The organism is Streptomyces sp. NH27 (assembly GCF_056859195.1).
This window is the reverse complement of record NZ_JACEGK010000829.1, coordinates 1-2016: the sequence shown is the minus strand read 5'-3', so window position 1 is coordinate 2016 and position 2016 is coordinate 1. Positions and strand designations below refer to the sequence as shown.

Sequence of the window (2016 nt, the reverse complement as noted above, 5' to 3'; positions counted from 1 at the left end):
GGGGTCAGGGGCACCCTAAAAAGCAAGGGCGTCCAGGACCCGGTCCACGTCGGCAGACGTGTTGTGCAGGTGCAGCGCGAAGCGAATCGCGCCGAGGGGCGCGGAGAAGCGGATGCCGGCCGCGGAAAGACGGCCCGGGTAGGAGGAGGGCGCCCCCGGCACGGAGACGATCGCCGAGTCCCCCGGCACCGCGGGGTGCCCGAGGGCGGCGAGCCCCTCGCGCAGGCGCGCGGCGAGCGCGAGGTCGTGGGCGTACACGGCATCGACACCCAGCTCGGCGAGGAACGACAGGGACGCGGCGGCGCCGACGAACGGCAGGTAGGCCGGGCGGGCGTCGAAGGCGTGGGCGGCGGGCGCGAACCGCTCGATCGGGCCGTAGGTGTTCGCCCAGCGGTCCGCCGCGGCGTACCACCCGGCGGAGCCGGCGGACAGGGCGCGCTCCGCCCCTTCCCGCACCGTGAGGAAGCAGGCCCCGTGCGGGCTGACCAGCCACTTGTAGCCGTGGGCCACCACGAAGTCGTAGTCGTCGGCGCACAGCGGCAGCCACCCCACCGACTGCGTGCCGTCGATGAGCACGCGCGCCCCGGCCGCCGTCGCGGCCGAGCGGATCGCCGCGAGGTCCGCCACCCGGCCGTCCGCGGACTGCGCGCCGCTGACGGCGACCAGCGCGGTGGAGGGCCGGACCGCGTCGGCGATCCCTTCCAGCGACACCAGATTCAGCTTCAGGTCCCCGCGGGCCGCGAAGGGGTGCACCAGCGAACTGAAGTCCCCTTCGAAGGCGACCACTTCCGCCCCGGCGGGCAGGGCGGCGGCGACCAGGCCGACCGTCTCGGCGACGGTACTGGCCAGCGCCACCCGCTCGACGGCGACACCGACCAGCCGTGCGTACGCGGCCCGCGCGGCGGCCACCGCGGCCTCGTACCCGTCGAGGTCGGGGCGGCCGGCCGCCCCCGCGTCGATCGCGGCCCGCAGCGCGGCGGCGGTGCGGGCCGGCGGCAGTCCGTGGCTGGCGGTGTTGAGGTACCCGGGGGCGATGCCGGCGTACTCGGAGCTGACGATTTCCTGGAAACGGGAGGCGTCGGTATCCATGGCTCCTGAGCCTGACGGCTCACCGTCCCAAAGTCCATCAACGATGTCTGTCGTGTGAACCCAAGCTCCGCTTATGGTTATGGGGTGATCGAAGCACGACATCTGCGGGTACTGCGCGCGGTGGCCCGTACCGGTTCCTTCTCTGCCGCCGCCCGCGAGCTGGGCTGCACCCAGCCGGCGGTGAGCCAGCAGATGAAGGCGCTGGAGGGTGCGGCGGGTACGCCGCTGCTGGTCCGCGGCGCCCGCGAGATGCGGCTGACGGAGGCCGGCGAGGTGCTGGTGCGGCATGCGGCGGGCATCCTCGCCGGGCTGACCGCGGCCGAGGAGGAGGTCGCGGCGATCGCCGGGCTGCGGGCCGGACGGGTCCGGCTCGCCTCCTTCCCGTCGGGCAGTTCCACGCTCGTGCCGACCGCGGTGGCCGATCTGCGTGCCCGCCATCCGGACACCCGCGTCTCGCTGGTCGAGGCGGAGCCGCCCCGGTCGGTGGAGATGCTGCGGGCCGGCGACTGCGACATCACTCTCGCGTTCCGCTACGTGGACCTGCCGACCCCGGCCGAGGAGTCCTGGTCGGACCTGGTGGTGCGCCCGCTGCTCACCGACCGGCTGGTCGGTCTGGTCCCCGAGGGGCACCGGCTGGCCGGGGCGGGGGCGGATACGGGTGCCGGCGCGGGCCCGCACGGCTCACCCGCGGGCGGTCCGCCCGTGCCGTACGCCGAGCTGGCCGCCGAGCAGTGGATCGCCGGCTGCCCGCGCTGCCGCCGGCATCTGGTCGAGGTCTGCGAGCGGGCCGGCTACACCCCCCGGATCGACTTCGCCACCGACGACTACCCCGCGGTGGTCGGCCTGGTCGCCGCCGGTCTGGGCGTGGCGGTGCTGCCCGAACTCGCCCTTGCGGCGGTGCGGACCGACGGGGTGGCCGTACTGGAG

General features: G+C 75.0%; 2 protein-coding genes. One reads left to right on the top strand and one right to left on the bottom strand.

All coding sequences use genetic code 11. From position 1 onward, the window contains the following. Positions 1-15: 15 nt before the first annotated feature. Positions 16-1089, bottom strand: a complete 1074-nt coding sequence (locus AC13HU_RS36280; RefSeq protein WP_483046254.1) for an aminotransferase class V-fold PLP-dependent enzyme — start codon at positions 1087-1089, stop codon at positions 16-18. A gap of 84 nt (positions 1090-1173) precedes the next feature. On the opposite strand from AC13HU_RS36280, the gene AC13HU_RS36275 reads away from it, so the two are divergent. Next, on the top strand, positions 1174-2016 hold an 843-nt coding region (locus tag AC13HU_RS36275), incomplete at its 3' end, for a LysR family transcriptional regulator (RefSeq protein ID WP_483046253.1).